This window comes from Microbispora sp. ATCC PTA-5024 (assembly GCF_000511135.2).
In the GTDB taxonomy this organism is placed as follows: Bacteria; Actinomycetota; Actinomycetes; order Streptosporangiales; family Streptosporangiaceae; genus Microbispora; species Microbispora corallina.
The window spans coordinates 427,559-446,672 of record NZ_KI866524.1 but is presented as its reverse complement, the minus strand read 5'-3'; the positions used below and the strand labels follow the sequence as shown (position 1 = coordinate 446,672).

Below are 19,114 nucleotides of genomic sequence, written 5' to 3'. Positions count from 1 at the left end.
CCGGCGCCCCTGACCCGTCGCCGGCGGCATTCCCCCAGCCCATCCAGGGGCGTGGCTCCGCCATGCCCTCATGCGTCCGTGCCCGGATCGCCCGCGTCCCCGTGCCGGCGGAGGTGGCGCACCCGCAGGACGCCCCCAGAGCCGAAGGAGTGGTCGTGGTCGCACAGGAGGCGAAGGCGACACCCTCGGGCCGCAGGTCTTCCCGCGCGGTGCCGCCCCTCCAGGACCGGCCCCACCTCGACGCGCTGCCCGGCCCGTCCGCCGCCCCCTCCCTCCATGGCGTGCGGGTCGCCGTGCTCAACTTCCGCGAGCCGTGCCAGTCCGTCGCCGGCGGCGCCGAGGAGTACGCCTGGCAGGTCTCCTGCTACCTCGTCGGCCAGGGGGCCTCCGTCCACTTCGCCACCAGCCGGGAGCCGGGCCAGGCCCGCGCCGAGCGGCGCGACGGCATCGAGCTGCGCCGGATGGGCAACCGCTACCTCGTCTACCTGCTGGTCCCGCTCTGGCTGCTGCTGCGCCGCCGGCGGTTCGACGTGGTCGTCGACTGCATGAACGGCATCCCGTTCTTCGCCCCCGTCGTGGCCCGCCGGCGCACCCGGGTCGTCTGCGTGGTCCACCATGTGCACGACCGGCAGTTCTACGCGTTCTTCCCCCGCTGGCTGGCGGCGATCGGATGCTTCATCGAGGGACCGGTCGCCCGGCTGCTCTACCGGCGGTGCACGACGGTCACGGTCTCGGAGTCGTCGCTCGGGGAAATGCGGGAGCGGCTGCGGTGGATCGCGCCGATCCAGGTGATCCCGAACGGCAGCCCGACGGCCCGGCCGGTCGCCCGCGAGGCGGTCGGCGGCGACCCCGCCGTGGTCTACCTGGGCCGGCTGGTCGGCCACAAGCGCGTGGAGCGGGTGGCCGAGCTCGCCGCCGAGCTGGGGGACGCCTATCCCGGCCTGCACGTCCACATCGTCGGCCGGGGTCCCGAGCACGCGCGCCTCGCCGCCCTGGCGGCCCGGCCGGACGTGGCCGGCCGCGTGCACCTGCACGGGTTCCTCCCGGAGGCGGAGAAGAACGCCGTGCTCAGCGGCGCCCGCCTCAACGTGACGGCCTCGGAGTTCGAGGGCTGGGGGCTGACCGTCATCGAGGCCGCCGCGCTCGGCGTGCCCACTGTGGCGTACGACGTGGCGGGGCTGCGCGACTCCGTGCGGCACGGGGTGACCGGCTGGCTCGTCCGCGACGGCGAGCGGCTGGCCGACGTCGTCGCCCTCGCGCTGAAGGAGCTGGACGACCCCCGGACGCGCGCCCGCATGGGCAGCGCCTGCCGGATGTGGGCGCGGGAGTTCACCTGGGGGAACACGGGCGCTAGCATGACCGGACTAATCGTGAGCGAACTACGCGAATCATCCCGTGAGACGTCCTGAGCGAAGCCGTGTCCGCTGACACCCGGGCCCAGCCCTCCCCGCCGTTCCCCTTCCGGCGGGAGCCGTCGCCGCCCGCGCGCCCGGCGGAGCGAGAGCGGGCGCCTGGGCTGCGTCACACGCTGCGGCTGGTGGCCGGGTGCCTGCTGCTGGCGGCGATCGCGTTCAACACCGCGCCGGGCGCCGTCATCGCCGAGACCAAGCTCGACATGGCGGTCAACGCCCAGGGCTTCCTGTCGCGGGCGCTGCACCTGTGGGATCCGGCGTACTTCGGCCACCTGCAGAACCAGGCGTACGGCTACCTGTTCCCGATGGGGCCGTTCTATGTGCTGTTCCACGCGCTCGACATGCCGGCGTGGGACATCCAGCGCCTGTGGATGTCGGGGGTGCTGTGCGCCGCGTTCCTCGGGACGGAACGGCTGGCTGGGGCCATGGGCATCGGCTCGCCCGCCACCCGCCTGGTCGCGGCGCTGTCGTACGCGCTGGCGCCGCACGCGCTCGCGCTGATCGGGATCAACTCCTCGGAGTTCCAGCCCAGCGCGGTGCTGCCGTGGGTGCTGCTGCCGCTCGTGCACGGCACCCGCGAGGGCGCGAGCCCCCGCCGGGCGGCGGCGCTGTCGGCGGCGGCGTTCCTGTTCGCGGGGGGCGTCAACGCCGCCGCGGAGCTCGCCGTGCTGGTGGTCCCGCTGATCTACCTGCTGAGCCGGGGGAGGGGCCCCCGCAAGCGGCGGCTCCTGGCCTGGTGGCTGCTGTTCGCGGGCCTCGTCTCGCTGTGGTGGCTCGTCCCGCTGCTGCTGCTCGGGCGCTACATCTTCTCGTTCCTGCCGTTCATCGAGACGGCGTCGGCGACCACGAGCGTCACGTCGCTGGTCAACGCCCTGCGGGGCACGTCGAGCTGGATCTCGTTCCTGCCGGTGGACGGCCGGCCCTGGCTGCCCGCGGCGTTCGAGCAGGCGACCCTGCCGTGGCTGGTGGTGGCCACCGCGCTCCTGGCCGCGCTCGGCCTGGCCGGCGCGGTCCGCCGGGCCACCCCCGAGCGGACCTTCCTCGTGCTCAGCGTGGTGGCCGGCGTCCTCGTCGTGACGGCCGGGCACGCGGGCGACCTCGCGCACCCCTGGACGTCCCAGGTGCAGGACCTGTTCGACGGGCCGCTCGCGCCCTTCCGCAACCTGCACAAGTTCGACGCGCTGATCCGGCTGCCGCTCGCGCTGGGGCTGGCCGCCCTGCCGGTCGCGGGCCCGGTGCGGGCACGCCGGCCCGTGCTCGCCGTCACGGCGGGGGCGCTCGCGCTCACGCTCGTGCCGGTGGCCACGGCCGGGGTGACGCCGCAGGGGTCGTTCCCCGACCTCCCGTCGTACTGGCGGGACGCGGCCACCTGGCTCAACCGGAACACCGGGGACGGCATGGTGCTCGCCATGCCGGGCTCGGCCCGGGGGGAGTACCTGTGGGGCAGGCCGCTCGACGAGCCCATGCAGTCGCTGCTCACCGTGCGGTGGGCCACCCACGCCAACGTGCCGTGGGGCTCGCCCGGGTTGGCGCGGGTGGTGCAGGCCGTCGACGAGCGGTTCTCCACGGGCAGGGGCTCGCCCGGCCTCACCCAGGCCCTCGCTCGGATGGGCGTGAAGTACCTGCTCATCCGCAACGACCTGGTGCGGGAGACGCTCGGCACGGCCTGGCCCGCGCGGGTGCACCAGACGCTCCAGGACTCCGGTCTCACCCGGACCGCCGAGTTCGGCCCGCTCGTCGGGATGCCGCAGAGCAGCACGGCCTCCGGCTGGTTCGACCAGCCGTACCCGGCCCTGGAGGTGTACGCGGTCCCCGGCGCGGCCCCGGTGGCGGGCACGGTGCCCCGGGCGGGCACCCTGCACGTGGAGGGCGCCCCGGAGGCCGTGCTCGACCTCGCCGAGCAGGGCCTGCTCCCGGACGACCGGCCCGTCCTGGTGGGCGACGAGCCGGGGGCGTCCGCGATCCCCGACAAGGACACGGTCGGCAGCGACACGCTCCGCAAACGGGACATCGTCTTCGGCGACGTCCGGCGGATCGCCTCGGCCACGCTCCCCGACGACCAGAAGCCGGTCACCACCGATCTGACGGACCCGGCCTGGGCCGGGGCCCTGTCCACCGCCCGCTACCTCGACGTCAGGGACGTCACGGCGTCGTCCTCGGAGGCGAGCGTGACGGCGGCCTCCGGCCAGCGCGACCCGGGGCGGCAGCCGTACGCGGCCCTGGACGGGGACGCCCGCACGGGCTGGCGCTCCGACGGCTGGCACGGCGCGGTCGGGGAGTGGCTGAAGGTCCGCTTCACCGGCGAGCTCGACCTGAGCGAGATCGGTGTGGCGTTCGACGAGTCGGCCATCGGGCCGCCGGTCGCCGAGGTCGCGCTGGAGACCGAGCAGGGGGTGACCCGGGCCGCGGTCCAGCGCACCGACCTGCCGCAGACGCTCCGGCCCGTCCGGGGGAAGACCTCGTGGCTGCGGATCCGGGTGACCCGGCTGGCCTACGAGCCGAAGACGCCGCTCGGCAGCCGGGTGGGCATCACCGAGCTGCGGATCCCCGGCGTCCATGCGGTGCGGACGATCTCGGTGCCCGACCCCGCGTCCGGCGATCCCGGGACCATCCTGCTGACGAAGGAGGGGGACGCCCCCGCCTGCATGCGCGGCTCGGCCACCTGGACGTGCTCGCCGCGCCTGCAGATCCTCGGGGAGGACGGCTACGGGCTCGACCGGCTCTTCCCGGTGGCGCGGGACGGCGTCCGCACCGTCAGCGGGAAGGCCGTGCTGACCGACCCCCGGGCGGCCGACCTGCTCACCACGCTCCCGTCGCTCTACCCGCACGTCGGCGCCTCGTCCACGGTGACCGACCACCCGGCCGTGCTGGGCCGCCAGGCCCTCGACGGGGACCCCACCACGCTCTGGTACGCCCAGCCGTTCGACCGGCACCCGACCCTGTACCTCGACCTCGGCACCGCGCACCGCTTCGCGCAGATCCGGGTGCTGTTCCCCGACTCGTTCATGGGGCAGCCGCCGGTGAAGCTCACGCTGCGGACCGAGACCGCGGCCGTGCAGGGCTGGGTGGGCCGCGACGGCCGGTTCACGTTCCCGCCGCTGCGGACGCGGAAGTTCTCCCTGGAGTTCACCGCGCCCGCCTCCCGGGCCATCGAGGTCTCCGAGGTCACCATCCCCGGCGTGAAGCCGCTCGGCGCGCTCGGCGGGTTCCCCCTGCGGCTGCCCTGCGGCTACGGCCCCACCCTTCGCGTGGACGGCAACGAGGTGCCGACCCGGATCGTCGGCGGCACGCTCGACGACGTCCTGAACGGCCGCCCGCTGACGTACTCGGGCTGCGTCCCGGTCCACCTGTCGGAGGGCCGCAGCAGGCTCAGCGTCGCGTCGGGGGACGCGTTCCGGGTGGAGTCGGCCGTGCTGCGGACCGACGAGGCGGAGGAGCGGGCCACGGAGGACCTCGCGCCGGCGACCGTGCTGTCGTGGGGGCCCGAGGAGCGCCGCCTGCGGGTCTCCCCGGCCGCGCCCTCGTACCTGGTCGTGGGCGAGAACTACAACGCGGGCTGGCAGGCCTATCTCGGCGGCGTCCGGCTCCGTCCCGTGCGGCTGGACGGCTGGAAGCAGGCCTGGGAGGTGCCCGCGGGCGGCGGCGAGGTCGTCCTGCGCTACGAGCCCGACCCGGTCTACCGGACGGCGCTGCTGGGCGGGCTGGCCGCCGCCCTGCTCGTCGTCGCGCTCGCCCTCGTGCGGGGCCGGTCGCGGCTGCGCGGAGCCCCGGCGGGACGGCCGTCGACGGCCTGGGTCTGGCCGGCCGCGCCGCTCGCCGGGTTGTGGACCGGCGGCGTGATCGGCGCGCTCCTGGTCACCGGGACGCTGGCGCTGCATCTGTGGGTGCGGCGGCTGGCCGACGCCCAGCACGCCGGTCCGTCGCGGCTGCGGCGCCTGGCGCGGCGCGCGGTGTCGGCGTGGATGGTCGCCGGGCTGCTCGCCGCGGCCGGTATCGCCCAGGCCGCCGGGCAGGGCCTCGTCGCCCAGGTGCTCTGCCTCCTGGTGCTCGCCCGGCTGCTCGGCGCCGTACGGGACCAGGAGCCGGTGGTGCGCCGGCCGCTGTTCGCCGAGCCGGAGGAGCCGCGCGAGCCGGGCGAGCCGGGCGGTCGCGGTGACGGTGGTCGCGGTGACGGTGGTCGCGGAGACGGGGGTCGCGGTGACGGCGGTCACGGAGACGGCGGCGGGCCGGACAGGAGCGGTCCGGCCGGTCCCGGGCCCGCGGGCCCCGAGCTGGAGGAGGCGCGACGGTGATCGACGCGCTGATCCGGCTGCCCAAGACCGTCCTGATCGCCGGGGCGGCGTTCCTCGTCACGGTGGCGGCGCTGTTCCGCTTCTACGTCTACCCGCACACGCTGGTGCTCCCGCTGGAGCAGACCCGGGTCTACCGGATGGCGTCGCCCTCGGCCACCTACCTCGACAGCGCCACCTTCCAGTTGCGCACGGGCGTGCCGGTGGAGAACACGGTCTCGCTGTACGGCGACCCCTCCGCCGGGGACGACCGGACGGCCGTGTGGGTGGAGTTCTCCTCCCTGGAGACGGGGGACGGGCAGCGGCTCGACTACCACGAGCGCCGCACGGCCTTCGACAGGCGGACGGGGGAGGCCGTGAACTGCTGCGGGGAGTACGTCGACGACGACACGGGGGTGAGCCAGACCGGGCTCGCCTTCCGGCTGCCGTTCCACGCCGAGCCGCGGACGTACGAGATGTTCGACCCGGTGCTGAAGCGGCAGGCGCCGCTGCGGTTCGAGCGGGCGGAGACGGTCGAGGGCGTCCCGGTCTACCGGTACACCTACTCGGCCGGACCGGTGAAGGTGGAGGACCTGCCCGACCAGGTGCCGGGGGCGTCGGTCGGGCTGCCGTCCTGGCGCAGGATCAGCGTCTCCCGCTACACGGAGATCACGCGGACGCTGTGGGTGGAGCCGGAGAGCGGCCTGACGGTCAAGGCCGAAGAGCGCCGGCGCGACACGCTGCGCACCCCCGACCAGGTGGAGCGCCAGACGTCCTTCCAGGCGGACCTGGTGATGAACGAGGGCGACGTGCAGGCCCGGGCGGCCGAGGCGGCCCGGTTCCGCCAGTGGATCGTCCTGGTGCGGGACGTCGTGCCGGTGGGCTTCCTCGTGCTGGGCGGCGTCCTGCTCGCGATGTACGCCTGGCAGCGCGCCGCCCGCCTCGCCCGGCGGCTATCGGCGCCGCAGGACGAGCAGCAGGTTCCAGGTCACGATCTCGCGAACGCCGGGTAGATGGATCACCGCGGTCGCCCAGCGGGGGTGATAACGGGGGAGGGCGTCGAGGACCTCGACGTCCGGGTGGCTCCTGGCCCAGGCGAGCGCCCCGGCGACGGACACCGCGTACAGGCTCTCGCCGTACACGTTCTTGGGCGGGCGGCCGTACCGCGCGGCGTAGCGGCGGGCGGCGCGGCGGCCGCCGAGGTAGTGCCAGGGGGAGGTCTCGTGGCCGCCCCACGGCGACAGCCAGTTGGTGAACGACAGGTACACCACGCCGCCCGGCCTGGTCACCCGGACCATCTCGCCGGCCATCCGCCAGGGGTCCGGCACGTGCTCCAGCACGTTGGAGGAGAAGCAGACGTCGATCGTGCCGGTGCCCAGCGGCAGGTCGAGCGCGCTGCCCAGCACGGCGCCGTCCGGGATGACGCCCGCCCGGGCGCTCATCTCCCCGGCGTCGCAGTCGACGCAGACCGGGCGGGCGCCGGCCGCGCGCAGCGCCTCGGTGAAGTAGCCGGGGCCGCCGCCGACGTCAGCGACGAGCGCGCCGTCCAGGTCGGCGTACGTCCCGAGCTGGGCGACCGTGTCCGTGGCCAGCAGGCCGTAGAAGAAGTCCGGGTCGGTCTGCTCCTTGCGGAAGGCGCTGAGCAGCCGGACCGATCGGGCCAGGTCGGCGTGGAACGGCTCGATGTGCACGGCCTCTCCCTCCCTGTGGGTGGGCCGGAGCATAACACTCATTACCCGCCGGTAGGCGGCGGATACGGCACCCAGAACGCTGATATCGCTCGTACGGCGACAATCGCCTCAGGGAGATCGGAATGACCCAGATCACGGGCACCGAACGGCCCAGCCTGAGCATCACCCTTCCGCGCTGGATGGCCGGCGTCGCGAACCCCGTCATGGCCACCGCGGTCCTGCTCGTGGTGGCCGCGCTGGCCGTGCGGATCCCCATCCTGCTCGGCTCGTACTTCGTCGAGGACGACTTCCTCTTCATGGGCGACGCCTACGAGCACGGGCTGACGTTCGACTTCCTGTTCCGCGTGCACAAGGGCCACCTGATGCCCGGGGCGCTCGGGCTGACGTGGGTGCTGGCCCGGATCTCGGCGTACGACTGGCTGCTGGTCTCCGCCGTGACCATGGCCCTGCAGGCCGCCGTGGCGATCGGGCTGCTGCGGCTGCTGGTGCGGCTGTTCGGCGTGCGCCCGGGCATCCTGCTGCCGCTCGCGCTCGCGTTGTTCTCGCCGCTCACCATCCCGGCCTTCGGCTGGTGGTCGGCCGCCATCAACGCCGTGCCGCTTCAGCTCGGCATGGTGATGGCGCTGGACGCCCAGGTGCGGTACGTGCGGGGCGGCGCGGCCAAACACGCCCGCCGGGCCCTCTACTGGGTGCTGTTCGCCATGGCGTTCAGCACGAAGGGCGTCTTCCTCACGTTCCTGCTGTTCGCGGTCACCACGGCCTACCTGCGGCCGTGGGCGGGCGGCTGGATCCCGCTGATGCTGCGGGAGGTGCGACAGCACTGGCGGCTGTGGGCCTCCTACGCGGCCCTCCTCGCCGGGTACACCGCGCTCTACCTCGCCCGCAGGAGCACGGCGCCCGGCGAGGGGGCGGCCGTCCCCGAGCCCGGCGACGTGGCCGACCTGGTGTCCCGCATGCTCGGGCGGACCCTCCCCGCGGGCGCGGTCGGGGGACCCCTCTCGTGGGGGCCGGTGCCGCCCACCGGCGGCATGGCGAACCCCGGGACGTTCCTCGTCGTCACGGCGTGGGTCGTGATCGTCGCGCTGCTGGTCCTGACCATCGCGTGGCGCCGCCACGCGCTGCGCGCCTGGCTGATCCTCGCGGGCTACGTCGTCGGCGTCGACGCCGTCCCCACGGCCATCGCCCGCGGCACCGGCCTCGCCCAGATCGTCGGCGCCGAGACCCGGTACGTCGCCGACGCCGCGATCGTGCTGGCCCTGTGCCTCGCGCTGGCGCTCCTGCCGACGGCGGGCGAGACGCGGCCGTACCGCCGGTCGCTGCCGTCCGGGACCGGCGTGCCGATGGTGGCCGGGCTGGCCGTGGGCGCCTACCTGGTGACGTCCATCGTGTCGATCGCGAACTACCGGGACACGCTGTCCGGCGACCGCGTCCGCGCCTACCTCGGCAACGTGCGGGCCGCCCTCGCCAAGGCGCCCGACACCGCCGTCGTCTACTCCAGCCCGCTTCCCGGCGACATCGTGCTGCCGTGGAACGGCAACCGCAGGCTCAGCCACCACCTGCTCGCGCCGCTCGCCCGGCCGGCGCTGCGCGCGCGGATGCGGGCGCCCGAGCCGTCCGAGCACGCTCTGGTCTTCGACGACAAGGGCCGGCTGGCCCCGGTCAGCGTCCAGGCGCTCGTCGCCCGCGTCCCCCCGCCCGGCCGGACGTGCTTCCCGCTCATCGGGGACGCCGTCTACTTCCCCGACGTGGTCTCGTACGGCGGAATCGGGCCGGTCGGCGGGATCGCGTACTCGGCCGAGCGGCCGGGCACCGGCACCTACGAGATCGGCGGCGTGCGGGGGCAGCTCACGTTCTCCGCCACGCCGGGAGGCCTGCTGCAGTTCCCGGTCCTGACCGCCGGCAAGGGGCTGTTCGTGCGGCTGGACGACCCGTCGGCGCCCATCTGCCTCAGGGGCTTCGCCTACGGGGATCCGGTGCCGATGACGCCTCCCGCCGCGCCGGCCGGGGCCCCGGCTCCTACTCCCGCGCCGTCGCCGAGCGCGTCGCCGGGGCGGACCCCGTCGCCGTCCCCGTCGCCGTCCCGGAAGCCGGCAGGGAAGGCGGCGGAGAAGCCTGCGGAGAAGCCTGCGGGGAAGCAGAAGGCGACGGCGAAGCCGTCCCATCGGGCTTCCTCCTCGGGCTGACGAACCGCGCCAGCCCCCGGGCCGGCTCCTCGACGTACTTGTACGTGAGCGTGGCGAGCAGCAGCGTGAGCCCGCCGACCACGACCAGGTTGCCGGCGAAGTTGCCCGTCCAGGGCTTCTGCTCGGTGAAGTCGTACCAGAGGTAGAGCGCGACGAACTGCCACAGGAAGATGCCGTAGGACACCCGGCCGAGGAAGCGCATGACGCGGCCGCCGAGGAAGCGGGCGAGCGGGGAGCGGCCGTCGCTCATCAGCGCGGCCGGGGCCACCAGGCACGCGGCCACGACGGCGTACAGGAGCAGCTCCGACAGGTCGGCCCACACGCCGTCCACGCCGCTGAACCGCGTGCCGGTCAGCGGCGAGGCCGCCACGGCGTACGCGAGGCCGCCGACGAGCAGGATGCTCCCCGTGGACGCGCCGACGGCGCGGACGAACCGGCGGGGCGGGCCGTCCTCGTCCGGCTCCTCCCGCGCCCACACCGACACCACGGCGAGGGCCATGCCGACGGCGAAGAACACCGACGCCCGGGGCAGCCACGTGTTCAGGTACGGCCGGTAGACGGGGTAGTAGGTGAACAGCGCCCAGGCGAACGACGAGGCGGCCAGTACCCCCACTCCGGTCAGCAGCCGCCGGGCCCGCCGTCCCGGGTCGGTGCCGCCGCGCCGTGCGTAGGCCGTGAGCGCCGCCGCCAGCAGCGGCAGCACGAGGTAGAACGCCACCTCGACGCACAGGCTCCACATCTGGGCCAGGCCGCGCGGCCCGAGGCCGTACCACCAGGGGTGGACGTCGTAGTTCTGCGCCAGCAGGAGCAGCTCCAGCCAGGTCTTCACGTCGCCGAGGTGGGAGCCCGACCACAGCGCCATCGCGGCGATCACGACCAGCCAGTACGCCGGGAGGATGCGCAGGGCGCGCTTGAGCAGGTAGACCCGCGCGGAGGGGGCGGGGTCGCCGCGCAGCGCCGCCCGCGCGTACGGCCGGTAGAGCAGCAGGCCCGACAGTGCGAAGAAGACGGGCACCGCGACGTCGCCCCGGGCGAGCAGGCTGCTGAAGAAGTTGTCCTGGAGCGCCGCCGCCGACTCGATGGCGACGTGGAAGACGAGGACCGCTATCGCCGCGACGGCCCGGACGCCGTCGAGCGCGTCCAGGTGCCCGGTGACGGTGGGGACGGCCGTACGGACAGAGCTCACGGTTTCATCACGAACAGGTTGAGAACCGACGAGTAATATGTCACGACCCGTCGTCGACCTAGAACCTGTTTCGGTCACTTTTCCGCATCCCTCGTGACGTCGGTCACTGCCCTGACTAACATACAGCGAAATAGAAACGTGTTTCAGGACAAACAGGCATCATTCGGCCTGCCCAGGAGGAGCGAAATGCGCCGCGCAATGGGAGTAGTTCTCTTGGGGATCGGGGCCTTCCTCATCGTGCTCGCGCCACTGATCAGGTTCCAGGTGGCGGGCAAACTGGTGCAGGCGCCGGCCAACCAGTACAGCATCACCCGCCTCAGCGCCGAGAACGCCCGCTACTTCAGCGTCGGCGACCTGAAGGTGCTGACGGGGAACCTCGACATCACGGTCACGACCAGGGGCGACGTCGCCGAGGCCAAGGACGACCGGGTGGTGTGGGACCAGTTCACCGCGGTCAACGACGTGACGAACAACCGGCCCGGCATCTCCTACACCGAGTTCCGCAGCGCGTTCAACAAGTACAACGGCCAGGGCGTGACCTGCTGCAACGCCTCGGTCGACAAGAAGCCGGTGCAACTGCAGGGCCAGATCTTCCTGTTCCCCTTCGGCGTCGAGAAGAAGACGTACCAGGTGTGGAGCACCGACGCGCAGAAGGCGTACCCGGCGACCTTCACGGGCGTGGACACGGTCGACGGCCTGTCGGTATACAAGTTCGAGCAGAAGATCCCGCCGACCGTCACACAGACGCTCAGCGCCCCCGCCTCCGTGCTCGGCATGACCGACCCCGGCGACATCCAGGTCAACCGCGTCTACGACGGCGTGAACACGTTCTGGGTGGAGCCCAACACCGGCGTGCCGGTGAAGGAGGAGCAGCAGCGCCACGAGGTGCTGAAGACGGCGGACGGGGTCGAGCGCATGCCGGCCCTCATCGCGACCGCCTCGTTCACCCCCCAGACCGTGAGCGACCTGGTGAACACGGCCAGGGACAACATGGGCCAGATCACGCTCGTCAAGACGACGCTCCCGCTGGCGTCGCTGGTCCTCGGCCTCGTGCTCGTCGTCGCCGGCGTCCTGCTCCTGCGCCGTCCCTCGGACCGCACGGACTGATGAGCCGGGAGACCGCGGCCCTGCGCCCGCCGGCGGCGGCCCCGCCGGCGGGGCCGTCCACCCGGCGGGCGATCGCCGCCGGGCTGGTCCGCGCGTGCCGGCCCCGCCAGTGGCTGAAGAACGCGCTCGTCTTCGCCGCCCCGGCGGCCGCGGGCGTCCTCACCACCGGCGCCGGGCTGCGCGGCGCGCTCGTCGCCTTCGCCGCGTTCTGCCTCGCGGCGAGCGGCACCTACCTGTTCAACGACTCGGCCGACGTCGAGGCCGACCGGCGGCACCCGCGCAAGCGGCTGCGGCCCATCGCGGCCGGCATCGTGTCCGTACGGCTGGCGCGGGCGGCCGGCGCGGTGCTGCTGGCCGCCGGCCTGGCCCTGGCGTTCGCCGCCGGGTGGCCGCTCGCGGCCGTGGTGGCCGCCTACCTCGCGCTCACGTTCTCCTACACGTTCTGGCTCAAGCACCAGCCGGTCGTCGACCTCGTGGCCGTCGCGGGCTGCCACGTCGTCCGCGCGTACGCCGGGGCGGTCGCGGTGGCCGTCCCCGTGACGAGCTGGTTCCTCGTCGTCATCTCGCTCGGGTCGCTGCTGCTCGTGGCGGGCAAGCGGGAGGCGGAGCTGCGCGCGCAGACGGAGGGCGGCGGGGCCGGCACCCGCTCGACGCTCACGACGTACACCGCGAGCTACCTCGCCCACGTCCGGGTGATGTGCTCGGGGGCGATGATCGTGACCTACTGCCTGTGGGCCCTCCAGGAGCACACGGGGACGGAGAAGGCGTTCTTCGCGCTCAGCATCGTCCCGTTCGTCCTCGTGGTGCTGCGGCACGCGCTGCTGGTCGACCGCGGCGTGGGCGAGGAGCCGGAGGAACTGGCGCTGCGCGACCGCCCGCTCCAGGTCTTCATCGTGATGATGCTGGTGCTGCTCGGCCTGGGAATCCACCTGACATGACGCCGCTGACCGGGTGGGGACGCACCGCGCCCACCCCCGCCACCGTCGCGCGTCCCCGTTCAGTGGACGAGGCCGCCGCGCTGCTCAAGGAGGCCGGGCGGCGCGGCGTCGTGGCCCGTGGGCTCGGCCGGGCGTACGGCGACGCGGCGCAGAACGCCGGCGGTCTCGTGCTCGACTGCGCCGCGCTCGCGCCCTCCTGGTCGCTCGACGAGGAGACGGGCCTGGTCACCGCATCGGCCGGGATGAGCCTGCACGACCTCATGATGGCGCTGTTACCGCGCGGCTGGTTCGTCCCGGTGACCCCGGGGACGCGGTACGTCACGGTCGGCGGGGCCGTCGCGGCCGACGTCCACGGCAAGAACCACCACGCCGACTCGTCCTTCGGGGCCCACCTCCGCTCGCTGCGCCTGCTGACCGCCGACGGGACCCTGCGCACCCTCGGGCCCGGCGACGACCTGTTCTGGGCGACGGTCGGCGGCATGGGCCTGACGGGCGTCGTGGTCGAGGCCGCCTTCCGGTGCGTCCCGGTCGAGACCTCCCGCATGCGGGTGGACGTCCGGCGGACGCGCGACCTGGAGGAGACCCTGGAGGTCATGACCGCCGGCGACCACGACTACCGCTACACGGTCGCCTGGATCGACCTGCTGGCCCGGGGCGGCCGGATGGGCAGGAGCGTGCTCACCCGCGGGGACCACGCCCGCCTCGACGAGCTGCCGCCGCGCGCCCGGCGCGACCCCCTCGCCTTCGGCCCGCGGCCCCGGCTGTCCGCGCCGCCCTGGGTGCCGGACGGGCTGCTCAACCGCGCGACGATCGGCGCGTTCAACGCCCTCTGGTACGGCAGGGCCCCGGCCGACCGGCGCGGCCTGATCCAGGGCGTCGCGCCGTTCTTCCACCCGCTCGACGGCGTGGGCGGCTGGAACCGCATGTACGGCTCGCGGGGCTTCGTGCAGTACCAGTTCGTCGTGCCGTTCGGGGCCGAGGACACGCTGCGCAGGGTCGTGGAGCGGCTGTCGCGGGCCGGGGTCGTGTCGTTCCTGACCGTGCTGAAGAGGTTCGGCGAGGGGACCCCCGGCATGCTGTCGTTCCCCATGCCCGGGTGGACGCTGGCCCTGGACATCCCGGTGGGCCAGGACGGGCTCGCGGCGATGCTGACGGAGTTCGACGGCCGGGTGGCCGCGGCCGGGGGCCGGCTCTACCTCGCCAAGGACTCCCGGATGTCGGCGGCCACGATGGCGGCGACGTACCCGCGGCTGGAGGAGTGGCGGGAGATCAGGCGGCGGGCGGACCCGGACGGGTTGTTCGTCTCCGACCTGGCGCGGAGGCTGCGCCTGTGACCCTAGGGTGGGGCCGAGTCGTGGAGGGATCATGAGGAACGCGCTGGGCTCGGTCGACACGGTCCTGCTGCTCGGCGGGCGGAGCGAGATCGGGCTCGCCGTCGTCGAACGGCTGGTGCGGGCCGGCGCGAGCAGGGTCGTGCTGGCCGCGCGCGGGGGCACCGCCCCGGCCGAGCGGCTGCGCGAGCTCGGCGCCGAGGTGCACGTGCTCGACTTCGACGCGTCCCGGCCCGAGACGCATCCCGCGCTGATCGAGGAGGCCGCGGCCAAGCTGGGCGACCTCGACGTGGTGATCCCCGCCTTCGGCGTGCTCGGCAGCCAGGCGGTCTACGACGACGACCCGGTGGCCGCCGCCCGCGACGTCGCCGTCAACTTCGGCGGCCACGTGTCCGCGGGCCTGGCCGCCGCCCGGCGGCTGCGCGAGCAGGGCCACGGCGCGCTCGTCGTGCTGTCGTCGGTGGCGGGCGTCCGCGTCCGGAAGGCCAACTTCGTGTACGGCTCGGCCAAGGCCGGCCTCGACGGCTTCGCCCAGGGGCTGGCCGACTCCCTGCACGGCACCGGCGTCCGGGTGGTGCTGGTGCGGCCCGGGTTCGTGATCGGCCGGATGACCCGGGGGATGACGCCGGCGCCCATGTCCGTCACGGCCGACGTCGTGGCCGACGCCGTGGTGGAGGCCCTCGGGTCGGGAAGGGGGACGGTGTGGGTGCCCGCGCGGCTGCGGCCGGTCTTCGCCGTCATGCGGATCCTGCCGCGGGCCGTCTGGCGCCGCATGCCGCGCTGACGCCTGTGCGGGCCCCGGTGCGCCGCGCCCCGAGAGACGGCGGCGCCGCCGCTCCCCACGGGGAACGGCGGCGCCTCGGCTCACCTGGGATCGTCATCCGGTCACGAGCGTGAGTCCGTAGACCGAAAGGATCTCGTTGACCGGCTGGAAGTACGTCGTGCCGCCGACGCTGCAGTTGCCCGAGCCGCCGGAGGTGACGCCTTGGGCCTGGCTGCCGGAGATGAACGAGCCGCCGGAGTCGCCGGGCTCCGCGCAGACGTTGGTGCGCGTGACCTCGCTCACCGTGCCCTGCGAGTAGCGGACGCTCGTGTTGCGCTGCTGGACGGTGCCGCAGTGCCAGCCGGTGGTGGAGCCGGACCGGCAGATCGACGCGCCCACCACGGCCACGGTGGAGCCGCTGACGGTCACGTTGCCGCCGCTGCCCCTGACCCACGGCCGCGGGGTCCAGTTGCCGTTGACCGCGGCCCAGGAGTAGTCGTTGCCGGGGAAGGAGTAGCCCTGGAACGACCCCATGGAGACTTGGTTGTAGCCGGTGAGGCTGCTGCCGACGGTCGCGCAGTGGCCGGCGCTGACGAAGCCGTTCGTGCTGCCGCGGCGCACCGAGAAGCCGACCGAGCAGCGGGCCTGGTTGGCGATGTAGTACGCGTCGCCGCCGCGGACGTCGTAGAGGGTCTGCGGCTGCTCTGACGACTGGACCACGCGCACCGCGGCCGGGTCGGCGCCGCTGGCCCTGACGAACGCCTCGGCCTCGGCCGGCTGGGACGACTGGACGACGACGCTGTTGCTGGGCACGTCCACGTACCAGGCGGAGACCGACGCGGGCGGCGACACCTTGTCGAGGGCGTCCTTCGCGGCGGTGAGCGCGGCCAGCGAGCGCCCGACGATGCGGGGCTGCGCCCCGGCCGCCAGGATGGCCCCGGCCTTGGTGGAGTCGGTCGTGGCCACGATCTGGACGGCCGAGGTCGGTCCGGTCACCCAGGTGCCGGCGAAGGCGTCGCCGAGCGACGCTTGCACCACGGCCTCGGTGGCGCTCGCGCGCGACTCGTTGGCGATGCGGGCCTCGGCCTGCGCGGCGCTGATCCCCAGGTCGCGCTGCATGGCCTCGAGCATCGCGGGCGGCGGCTTGACGGCGGAGGAGGCGGAGAAACCGGCTGGCGCTGGCGCCGCCATGGCCGGGGTGGCGGCCATGGCGAGGGCGGTCACGGTCAGAGCGCATCCGGCGATCACCGTGCGTCTGTGGAGCATGTGGCTCTCTCCTTCTCTTGGGGGGTGCCGTTACCGTAGCCGAGGCGCGACCGGTTAAGGATCTATCAGTTCGCCCCTACCACGGCGGTATGGAAACGCGGAGCGATGACGGAAAGCCCAGGTCAAGGCATGCGGGAGCCGCCGTCCCCCTGGGGGGTGGGGGACGGCGGCCGCGCCGGGTCCTACGGCTTGGTGATGCCGAGGGTGTAGGAGCCCGAGCCGGAGTAGGCGTTGACGCGGTAGCGGTAGTAGCCGGCCGTGCCGGAGTAGGTCACGGTCTCGTCCGGGTTCGCGGTGGTGCCGCTGGCGACGTTCACCCAGCTCGACCCGTTCCACTTCTGCAGGTAGAGGTCGAAGTCGGTGCCGTCAGGACCGTCGAGACAGGCCTTGTGCGTGCCGGAGACGGTCGACTGGTAGTACGAGTTGTTGGGCTGGTAGGCGTTGCCGCCGCTGGTGAGGCTGCCGGTGTAGGTCTGCTGGTAGCCCGAGCAGCCCGTGGGCGGCGGGTTGCCGCCGCCGGAGGTCACGAGCGTCAGGCCGTACGCCGAGAGGATCTCGTTGACCGGCTGGAAGTACGTGGTGCCGCCGACGCTGCAGTTGCCCGAGCCGCCGGAGGTGACGCCCTGGGCCTGGCTGCCGGAGATGAACGAGCCGCCGGAGTCGCCGGGCTCCGCGCACACGTTGGTGCGCGTGACCTCGTTCACCGTCCCCTCCTGGTAGGTGACGCTGGTGTTGCGCTGCTGGACGGTGCCGCAGTGCCAGCCGGTGGTGGAGCCGGAGCGGCAGATCGACGCGCCCTCGACCGCGACGGTGGAGCCGCTGACGGTCACGTTGCCGCCGCTGCCGTTGTTCACCCAGGGCTGGGCGGTCCAGTTGCTGTTGACGGCGGCCCAGGAGTAGTCGTTGCCGGGGAAGGAATAGCCCTGGAACGACCCCATGGAGACTTGGTTGTAGCCGGTGAGGCTGCTGCCGACGGTCGCGCAGTGGCCGGCGCTGACGAAGCCGTTCGTGCTGCCCTTGGTGACCGAGAAGCCGATGGAGCAGCGGGCCTGGCCGGCGATGTAGTAGGCGTCGCCGCCGCGCACGTCGTACAGCGGGCGGGGCTGCTCGGACGACTGCACGACCCGGACCGCGGCCGGGTCGGCGCCGCTGGCCTTCACGAACGCCTCGGCCTCGGCAGGCTGGGACGACTGGACGACGACACTGTTGCTGCGCACGTCCACGTACCAGATCGGCGTGGAGGAGGGGGCCTTCGCGGAGGCGCGGTCGAGGGCGTCCTTGGCGGCCGTGAGCGCGGCCAGCGAACGGCCGACCACCTGCGGGGTGGCGCCCTGGGCGGCGATGTCGGCCGAGCGGCCGGCGTCGGTGGTGGCGACGACGAGCGTCGAGGAGGTGGGGCCGGAGACCCACGAGCCGGCGAAGGAGGCGTCCAGCCGCTTGCGCAGCTTCGTCTCCGTCGCGGACGCCCGGGACTCGTTGGCGACCCGGGCCTCCGCCTGCGCGGCGGACAGCCCGAGGTCGCGCTGCATGGCCTCGAGCATCGCGGGCGGCGGCTTGAGCGCCGAGGACGCCGCCTGCGCGCCGGACGGGCCGGAGGCGTCGCCGGGAGCGGCCATGGCGGGGGCGGCCAGCAGCGTGGTGACGCCGACGGCCAGGGCGCATGCGGCGGTGGCCGCACGTCTGGGGAGCATGTGTTCTCCTCGGGGATCGGGGGGTGCCGTCACCGTAGCCGAGTTCACCGGGGACGCGGATCTATCAGCTCCCCCCTACCGCCGCGTTATGGAACCGTCCCGAATTGGGGATTGGTCTCCAGCCAATTCGAATAGCGCGCGCTGCGCCGCACCGCGTCCGCGTAGGAGGCGCGGGCGTACGACGCCACGGCCGGCGCCACCCGCGCCGCGATCGACTCCGAATGCCAGCCCAGCAGGTGACGCCAGCGCAGGGGCGCGCCCGCGAGCGGCATCATCACCAGCCCGGCCGTGAGCTGGAACGTGGCCTGGCACAGCGCCACGGCCTTGCCCACCCCCACCAGGTGCAGGCACGTGGCGACGTCGGTCTCGTAGATGGACATCGGGACGAACCCGGCGCGGGCGCAGGCGGCGGCGAAGCAGTCGGAGAAGCACCCGTCCCCCGGGGCGACGGTCCAGCACTCGTCGGCGAGCATGGACAGGTCGAGCTGGCTCTCCCCCGCGAGGGGATGGTCCTCGGCCAGCAGCACGAAGACCGGGTCGGCCCCCACCACGCTCCAGCTCATCGACTCGCCCGGAGGCGGCGGGCTGTCGCCGCAGGTGCCGAGCAGCACGAAGTCGAGCCGCCCGGCCGACACCATGGACGTGAGCTCCCCGGCCGACCAGGACGTGCGCGTGGTGACCGGGACGCCGGGCTGGGCGGCGGTCACACGCTCGACCAGCCCGCCGAGAATGGGCCCGTGGGTCGCCCCCAGCCGGTAGCCGGGGATCTCCACGGGCGTGTTGGCGAACCGTACCGCGTCCTCCTGGAGCTCCCGTACGGCCGGGAGCAGCACCCGGGCGCGGGAGAGCACCATCTCCCCGAGGGGAGTGGGACGGGCGCCGTTGCGGTCACGCTCGAACAGGGGGCCGCCGAGGGAGCGTTCGATGCGTTTCAGCTGCGCGGTGAGCGACGGCTGGGCGAGCCCGAGTCGCGTGGCCGCCTTCGTGACGCTGCCGGCCTCGGCGACGGCGTGCACGATTCTCAGGTGCCGGATCTCCAGATCCATACCGGGAACGTACGGCCCCGGTGGTATGGCCGCAATCCCGCCTTGTCATGAAATTTGACTTTAACTCGTGGGTCATGGTCGCCGGTTTCCGCGCGATCCGGCGCTCGCACTGGAACGTGTTCTCGCCGACGTTTCGGCCGGTCGGAAACGTGCAGGTTACCGGCTGGTAGGAGTGGAAGCACGGGGTTGCTAGAACACGTTGCAGTTCCAGGCGGGCCCGCCGTACAGTCGG

The 19,114-nt window shown here is 73.6% G+C and carries 12 protein-coding genes; 7 read left to right on the top strand and 5 right to left on the bottom strand.

Annotation, left to right across the window (positions count from 1 at the left end):
* Positions 1–155: 155 nt before the first annotated feature.
* The 3 genes from MPTA5024_RS22700 to MPTA5024_RS22690 are packed head-to-tail and all read left to right on the top strand — an operon-like array spanning position 156 to position 6,693.
* A complete protein-coding gene (locus tag MPTA5024_RS22700) occupies positions 156–1,409 on the top strand; it encodes a glycosyltransferase family 4 protein (RefSeq protein WP_036327803.1) in 1,254 nt (417 codons plus the stop codon).
* A gap of 8 nt (positions 1,410–1,417) precedes the next feature.
* Positions 1,418–5,704 (top strand): alpha-(1->3)-arabinofuranosyltransferase domain-containing protein, encoded by a 4,287-nt coding sequence (locus MPTA5024_RS22695; RefSeq protein WP_036327801.1) that lies wholly within the window; start codon positions 1,418–1,420, stop codon positions 5,702–5,704.
* Positions 5,701–6,693 (top strand): DUF3068 domain-containing protein, encoded by a 993-nt coding sequence (locus MPTA5024_RS22690; RefSeq protein WP_036327799.1) that lies wholly within the window; start codon positions 5,701–5,703, stop codon positions 6,691–6,693. The genes MPTA5024_RS22695 and MPTA5024_RS22690 overlap by 4 nt, the downstream gene beginning before the upstream one ends.
* On the opposite strand, the gene MPTA5024_RS22685 is transcribed toward MPTA5024_RS22690, so the two are convergent.
* Both MPTA5024_RS22685 and MPTA5024_RS22680 read right to left on the bottom strand, forming a co-directional pair.
* Positions 6,634–7,404: a class I SAM-dependent methyltransferase gene (locus tag MPTA5024_RS22685; protein WP_051458525.1), complete on the bottom strand. Its 771-nt coding sequence runs from the start codon at positions 7,402–7,404 to the stop codon at positions 6,634–6,636. The genes MPTA5024_RS22690 and MPTA5024_RS22685 overlap by 60 nt on opposite strands.
* A gap of 1,983 nt (positions 7,405–9,387) precedes the next feature.
* Positions 9,388–10,740: an acyltransferase family protein gene (locus tag MPTA5024_RS22680; RefSeq protein WP_051458524.1), complete on the bottom strand. Its 1,353-nt coding sequence runs from the start codon at positions 10,738–10,740 to the stop codon at positions 9,388–9,390.
* 198 nt (positions 10,741–10,938) lie between these two features.
* Between MPTA5024_RS22680 and MPTA5024_RS22675 the strand changes: the two genes are divergently transcribed.
* Genes MPTA5024_RS22675 through MPTA5024_RS22660 form a run of 4 tightly spaced genes read left to right on the top strand, consistent with a single transcriptional unit; the run spans position 10,939 to position 14,900 of the window.
* A complete protein-coding gene (locus MPTA5024_RS22675) occupies positions 10,939–11,847 on the top strand; it encodes a DUF3068 domain-containing protein (RefSeq protein ID WP_232326600.1) in 909 nt (302 codons plus the stop codon).
* Positions 11,847–12,785 (top strand): decaprenyl-phosphate phosphoribosyltransferase, encoded by a 939-nt coding sequence (locus tag MPTA5024_RS22670; protein ID WP_051458523.1) that lies wholly within the window; start codon positions 11,847–11,849, stop codon positions 12,783–12,785. The genes MPTA5024_RS22675 and MPTA5024_RS22670 overlap by 1 nt, the downstream gene beginning before the upstream one ends.
* Positions 12,782–14,119 carry an FAD-binding oxidoreductase gene (locus MPTA5024_RS22665; RefSeq protein ID WP_036327794.1) on the top strand — a complete coding sequence of 446 codons (1,338 nt, stop codon included), beginning with the start codon at positions 12,782–12,784 and terminating at the stop codon, positions 14,117–14,119. Before MPTA5024_RS22670 ends, MPTA5024_RS22665 begins: the two co-directional genes overlap by 4 nt.
* 31 nt (positions 14,120–14,150) lie before the next feature.
* Entirely contained in the window at positions 14,151–14,900 is a 750-nt protein-coding gene (locus tag MPTA5024_RS22660) for an SDR family NAD(P)-dependent oxidoreductase (protein WP_036327791.1), read from the top strand.
* Between the two features lie 93 nt (positions 14,901–14,993).
* Here the strand turns inward: MPTA5024_RS22660 and MPTA5024_RS22655 are convergent, their stop codons facing one another.
* From MPTA5024_RS22655 to MPTA5024_RS22645, 3 genes are all read right to left on the bottom strand, one after another.
* Complete coding sequence (locus MPTA5024_RS22655; RefSeq protein WP_036327787.1) at positions 14,994–16,145, bottom strand: S1 family peptidase; 1,152 nt, start codon at positions 16,143–16,145, stop codon at positions 14,994–14,996.
* A 182-nt stretch (positions 16,146–16,327) separates the two neighbouring features.
* Positions 16,328–17,836: a S1 family peptidase gene (locus tag MPTA5024_RS22650; RefSeq protein WP_036327784.1), complete on the bottom strand. Its 1,509-nt coding sequence runs from the start codon at positions 17,834–17,836 to the stop codon at positions 16,328–16,330.
* 86 nt (positions 17,837–17,922) lie between these two features.
* A complete protein-coding gene (locus MPTA5024_RS22645; RefSeq protein ID WP_036327781.1) occupies positions 17,923–18,882 on the bottom strand; it encodes a LysR family transcriptional regulator in 960 nt (319 codons plus the stop codon).
* Positions 18,883–19,114: the final 232 nt, after the last annotated feature.